The organism is Bradyrhizobium centrolobii, assembly GCF_001641635.1.
In the GTDB taxonomy this organism is placed as follows: Bacteria; Pseudomonadota; Alphaproteobacteria; order Rhizobiales; family Xanthobacteraceae; genus Bradyrhizobium; species Bradyrhizobium centrolobii.
Genome location: NZ_LUUB01000118.1, coordinates 97533 through 103552, shown reverse-complemented (window position 1 = coordinate 103552; position 6020 = coordinate 97533). Strand labels below are relative to the sequence as shown.

The window sequence follows — 6020 nt, the reverse complement described above, 5'->3', positions numbered from 1 at the left end:
CCGCCAGTCGCGCTGCGCCTGCGCCGGCGTCCTTGGGAACGTTCAAGGCGGAGACCATGGCGCTCGTCAATCCGCAAAAGAACTATGCGCAGTTCCTGCTGAGAGCGCTGCTGCCGACCATCATCCATGTGGTGATCACGCTTGCCGCCGGCTATTCCGTCGGCTCCGAATTCCGCCGGCGCGACGCGCGGACCTGGCTCGAAAGCGCCGGTGGCGATCCGCTCGTCGCGCTGGCAGGCAAGCTCGCGCCGCTGTTCTGCATCTTCGTCCTGATCATGCTGGTCGAGCCGCTGTTCCTGGAGGGCGTGCTACAGATTCCCTTCAAGGGCGACTTGCCGTTGATGATCGCCGCTGCTTCGCTGCTGATCATTGCCTATCTGTCGTTGGGTGCCCTGCTCCAGCTTCTGGCTGGCGATCTGGCGACGGGGCTCGGACTTGCGGGCCTCATTGCCTCTCCTGCATTCGGTTACGCCGGCGTCGGCTTTCCCTCCATCGGCATGAATGCCTTTGCGCAAACCTGGAGCGCGGTCCTCCCGCTGCGCTGGTACATGGCCGTCCTGCTGGGGCAGGCGGCGCGGGGATTGCCGGTCGCCGATTCCGCCGTTCCCTTCGCGGTGCTTGCGGGCCTAGCGCTGCTCTTTGCCGGCCTCGCGCTGCTGCGCATGGCGAGCGTCACCCGCAAGGGCTGGTTTGCGGCGGCGCGATCGGCCGAGCCGCCCGAAACAGAGGAAGCGCCAGCGGGCATCGGCGGCGCCTTCAAGGCGGAGTGGCGGCGCGTGCTGGGAACGCGGAGCGCCTTCACCCTCCTGTTCCTGGCTCCTCTGGTCTACGGCATTTATTATCCGCAACCCTACCTGAACCAGATTCTTCGTAAGCTTCCCATCGCGGTCGTCGACAATGATCTCAGCGATCTCAGCCGGCAGATCGTCGAGACGCTGGATGCGAGTGGCGCGTTGAACGTGGTGGTGCGCGCCCGAACGCTTGCCGAGGCGCGCACCGCAATCGATCGTGGGCAGGCCTTTGCCGCCGTCGAAATCCCGCCGAACACCGAGCGCGATGTGCTCAAAGGCATCACCGCCCACATCCCGATCTACGCGGATGCAACCTACCTGTTCATATTCAGATCGAGCGCCAGCGGGATAGCCACCGCCATCGGAGCGTTGACCTCAGAGCTGGTTTCGCGCGGCGCGCGCTCGGATGGAAGCCTCGTCAAGGCCAAGCTGGCGACGTCGAGCCCGGCCGATGTTCTGCTCCAGCCGATCTTCAACCCGGTAGGCGGTTATGCGAGCTACGTCGTTCCGGCGGCGTTCATCCTGATTTTGCAGCAAACCCTGCTGATCGGCGCGGCGATGTTGACCGGCACTGCGCTGGCGGCGGGCGGCGGAGCGTTTGCCGGCGTGCTCGGCCGCGGCGTCGCTCACCTGACCATCTACCTTCCGGCGCTCGCGCTTTATGTCATCGTCCTGCCGCGCATCTACGGTTTTTCGACGCTCGGCCATCTTCCGCAAATCCTCGCGCTCGCAAGCGTCTTCCTGCTGGCGACGAGCTTTATGGGGCAGGCTGTCGGAGCCTGGTTCACGCGGCCGGAGAACGCAACCATCCTCCTGCTGGCGACGAGCCTGCCGCAGTTCTTCATGGCCGGCTTTGCGTGGCCCCGCGAAGCGATCCCCGACGCGGCCCTTGCGCTTGGTCGGATTTTCCCCGCCGACTCCGCGATCGACGGCCTCGTGCGCATCAACCAGATGGGGGCCAGCATCTGGGAGGTCGCGCACGACTGGCTCGCACTGTGGTGTCTGGCGCTCGCCTACTTCGCGCTCGCCGTGATCTCGGCGTTTGCCGTCAGGAGGAGACAGGGACATGCGCAGCGTTAGACCTGCCGCCTTCCTCGCAATTCCGCTCGCGCTCGTCGCGGCCGCGCTGATCTATGCCACGCGTCACTCCGAACTGCCCGCGGCCATCGTCGGCGTCGTGCGGGCGACCGAGATCAGGGTGGAGCCGGAGGTGACCGGCCAGCTCGTGTCGATCGCGGTCGAGAAAGGCGCCCATGTGAAGGCCGGCGATGTCCTGGCTCGGCTTTCGGCGGTGGAGTTGACGGCGCAGGCGGACCAGGCGCGTGCCGCGCTCGCTTCCGCCGTCGCAAACCGCAACAACGTCTATGCCGGCGTCCGCCGCGAACAGGTGGAGTCCCTAAAGGCTGCCATCGCCAAGGCGGGCGCCCGCCTCGACTATGTGCAGGCCCAACTCACGCGGACCAGTACGCTGGCACGACAGAGCTTCGAATCCCAGCAAACGCTCGACCAGGCCGAAAACGACGTGGCTGCCGCACGTGCCGACGTTGCGGAGGCCCAGGCCAATTACGACGCGGCGGTGGCGGGTCCGACCCGGGAGGAACGCGCCATCGCCGATGCACAGGTGCAGGCCGCGGCCGCAGCGGTCACCGTGCTCGAGCGCCGTCTCGACAAGATGGTACTACGCGCACCGGCTGATGGCGTGGTCAGCGCCATCGCCGCGGAGGTGGGGGAAAACGTCCGCGCCGGCCAGCCGATCCTGATGGTCGAGGCCGCGGGCGGGCAGTGGCTCTCGTTCAATGTGCGCGAAGATCATCTCAATAGCCTCGCCATGGGAGACACGGTGGGCGTGAAACGGACCAATACCGATAGCGCAACCAAGGCCGTCATCACCGAGCTGCGGCCGCTGGGTGTCTTTGCCACCTGGCAAGCCGAACGGGTGATCGGCGATCATGACCGCAACACGTTGCGCCTGCGCCTCGACCTGGAGCAAAAGGCAGCAGACCTTGAGCCGGGCATGACTGTCTGGATCGAGCACTGACAACGAAGAGCGCTGACAGTCTGCGCCAGCTTCCAGGCTCACCAACGCCCGATCCCAAGACCTATGACTGCAAGCGCATGAAGGATGGGCAGAGGACTCCATCCGAATATCATCCGAGCGGGACATGTTCTTGCCATTCATGGGATCGCACAGGGGCTTCCCGAACACCGCTTCGCCAATTCGTTCTGGACCCCTGCCAAGTGGGCGATGACGGAGATCATCGAGCGAAGATCGGTGCATCGCTCGGCCATGCACACGCGGATTGATCACAAAAAAGCGCGGCTGCGTGACGCAGGCGTGATCCAAGGGCAATCAGCCTCTAACGTCTCCATCGCCCCGTCGCCCGCGCCTCGGCGATGCCGTGATCCGTTATGGTCGTAACCAACTCGCGCCAAGCTGAAGCAGGTAACGACAATATCGGCAGGTTTCTCTGCTCCGTCGAGCGGTCGGTCCGGGTGAGCCGGCCTGCCGCTGCGACCATCAGAGGACCGATCACATGAAAATTCTCATCGCTTCGACGCCCGCGACGGGACATATCAACCCGCTGCTTGCAATCACGCGCATCCTGCTCGCCGACAGGCACGAGGTCGCTTTCCTGACGGGGACCGCGTTCCGCAGCCGCATCGAAACCAGCGGAGCCAGATTTTTTGCGCTTCCCCCGGCCGCGGACTTCGATCCGCAGGACGTTTTCGCGATCGCTCCGGAACTCAAGAGCATTCCACCGGGCTTCGAGTGGCTGCGGATCGCCTGCGAGCGCCTTTTTGTCGACTCGATCCCGGCTCAGCATCAGGGCTTGCAGCAGATATTGGCGGATTTTCCAGCCGATGTCATCGTTGGCGACGATATGTTTTTCGGTTTGTTGCCGATGCTGCTGGGACCGCGCACGAAGCGGCCTCCCGTCGTTCTCTGCGGCACATCGTTCCTGCATTGGGCGCGCGAAGACGGCGCACCGAATTTTCTCGGCTTGCCGCCCGCAACAACCGCGGAGCAGCGCGCGGAATATGCCGCCATCGCGCGTGAGAATGATGCGGCGCTCGACCAGCCGGTGCTGCGCCGCCTGAACGGGACGCTGCAAGCCATGGACGTCGGTCCGGTATCGCTGCCGCTGTTTCATTCCGTCGTCGAACTCGCCGATACCTACATGCAATTGTCGGTGCCGAGCTTCGAATTTCCGCGCCAGTTTCCGCCGTCCGTGCGTTTCGTCGGTACGCCTCCGATCATTCCCGGCCAGGTTCCACTCCCGCCATGGGCGCATGAACTCGACGGTTCACGCAAAGTGGTACTGGTAACGCAGGGAACGGTGGCCAATCACAATTTCAACCTGCTGGTTGCCCCGACGCTTGCCGCGCTCGCCAACGAGCGCGATCTGCTCGTGGTCGCTACCGCAGGCGGAAGGCCTATCGAAGCAATCCCGGGCCCGATTCCGGCCAACGCACGGCTGGCCAGCTTCCTGCCGTTCGAATGGCTTCTGCCCCGCGTGAACGTGCTCGTTACCAATGGCGGCTATGGCAGCGTCAACCAAGCTATGAGCTTCGGCATTCCGCTGGTCACCGCGGGACTGACCGAAGACAAGGCCGACGTCAACGCGCGCGTCGCGTGGTCCGGGGTCGGCCTCAATCTCGCAACCAACGAACCGACACGGGAGGCGCTGCGTGATGCCGTGCGGATCGTTCTCGACCGGCCTGTCTACCACCTGCGCGCAGCGCAAATGGCCAACGAGTTCGCCAACATCGGCACGCGGTCCAAGATCCTCTCGATCATTGGCGAGGTCGTTGCCGGGCAGCAATCCTCGCTGCCGGCCAGTCGCGGCCGGCGCAGCGCGTGACGGCAAATCCTGACCGCCGTCCCTACGAGGGAGGGGATGTCAGCCTCCCCTCCCTCGGAGATCTATTCAAACGATTCGAATGTCACGTCATGCAAATTCAGCCGGCTTCCCTTGCCTTCACACTGCTGCTCGGCATTCTCGCGGCCGTGCCGTATTCCGGGATCGACATCAATGTACCGGCGCTTGCCGCAACCGGCGCCACGTTCGGCAAAAGCGCCTCGGATGCGAGTCTTACCATGAGCGCTTTCATGGTCAGTCTCGCCGCAGCACCGCTCCTTTACGGCCCCGTTTCCGACCGGTTGGGCCGCAAGCCCGTGGTCGTGTTCGGCATCTTGCTGTTTGTCGTTGCGAGCCTCGCCTGCGCAGCCGCGCAGTCCTTGTCTGTGCTGCTGATTTGCCGCTTCGTCCAGGGCGCGGGCGCCGCCAGCACGGCAATTACCTTTGCCATCATCCGCGACCTGTTCGGCGGCCCGGCCGCGCGCGCCAAGATCGCCAATGTCGTGATCGCCATCAACGTAGTGACCGTGATAGCGCCGACCGCGGGCGCCGCGCTGCTGACGCTCGGCAGCTGGCGGCTGATCTATGCCGTGCAGGCCGGCATTGGCGCCATCCTGTTGCTCGCCGTGCTGGTCGGATTTGCCGAGAGCGCAAGGCTTGATCCCGCCGGTCGCCTCAGCCCCGCGGTCCTCGCAAGCTATCTTCGCGTGCTGACCCATCCGGTTTCGTTCGCCTACATCCTGGTGGGCGCCGCCGGCGGTGCAACGGTGTTTGCCTATGTCACGGGATCCTCGCTGTTCTTCATCGACGTCGCGGGATTGCAGCCCCGACAATATGGCCTGATCTTCAGTGCCTGTTCGGCGGCGGTGACGGGCGGAGCCTTCCTCGACGGCCGCCTCGGCCACCGTGGCATATCGCCGGCTCAAGTGGTGACGGTCGGGCTGGCGCTGCCGGCGGTCGCAGCCTGCACGCTGCTCGCAATGACCTTGACCGGCTGGACGCCACCGGCCCTCGTCGCCGCGCTCCTGATCGTCGTTGCGTTCGCGTTTGGCATGACCATGCCAAACGTCATGAACGCCACGATGCAGCCCTTGCCGGAGATCGCCGGCGCTGTCGGCGCCGCGGCCGGCAGCATTCAGTTGACCGCCGGTGCGACCTCGAGCGCGCTGGTCGCGGCATTGTTCGACGGGCGATCGGCGCTGTCGATGTCGGCGGTGATGGCCGCGTGCTCGCTGCTTGCTCTGACCGGATATTGGCTGCTCGCCCGTCCCGCCGAGCGCCGCATTCCGTTCGCTGCTAACCTCGAAACGCCGACATGAGACGGGCCGACGTAACCTGACGCGGCGATCGTGAACGACGAAATCGTGCG

General features: G+C 64.9%; 4 protein-coding genes. All 4 read left to right on the top strand.

All coding sequences use genetic code 11. The features are described from left to right. On the top strand, positions 1-1871 hold a 1871-nt coding region (locus AYJ54_RS41920; protein WP_245329289.1), incomplete at its 5' end, for an ABC transporter permease. Further along, positions 1858-2829, top strand: coding sequence for an HlyD family secretion protein (locus AYJ54_RS41915; protein ID WP_063708325.1), 972 nt, complete (start codon positions 1858-1860; stop codon positions 2827-2829). The genes AYJ54_RS41920 and AYJ54_RS41915, both read left to right, overlap by 14 nt. A gap of 496 nt (positions 2830-3325) precedes the next feature. Continuing rightward, positions 3326-4654: a glycosyltransferase gene (locus tag AYJ54_RS41910; RefSeq protein WP_063708324.1), complete on the top strand. Its 1329-nt coding sequence runs from the start codon at positions 3326-3328 to the stop codon at positions 4652-4654. An 89-nt stretch (positions 4655-4743) separates the two neighbouring features. Further along, positions 4744-5970: a multidrug effflux MFS transporter gene (locus AYJ54_RS41905; RefSeq protein ID WP_063708323.1), complete on the top strand. Its 1227-nt coding sequence runs from the start codon at positions 4744-4746 to the stop codon at positions 5968-5970. The last annotated feature ends 50 nt before the right edge of the window (positions 5971-6020 follow it).

Excerpts from the sequence above, each read along its gene's own strand:
- AYJ54_RS41910 (WP_063708324.1), top strand. The coding sequence starts at position 3,326 with ATGAAAATTCTCATCGCTTCGACGCCCGCGACGGGACATATCAACCCG.
- AYJ54_RS41915 (WP_063708325.1), top strand. The coding sequence starts at position 1,858 with ATGCGCAGCGTTAGACCTGCCGCCTTCCTCGCAATTCCGCTCGCGCTC.
- AYJ54_RS41905 (WP_063708323.1), top strand. The coding sequence starts at position 4,744 with ATGCAAATTCAGCCGGCTTCCCTTGCCTTCACACTGCTGCTCGGCATT.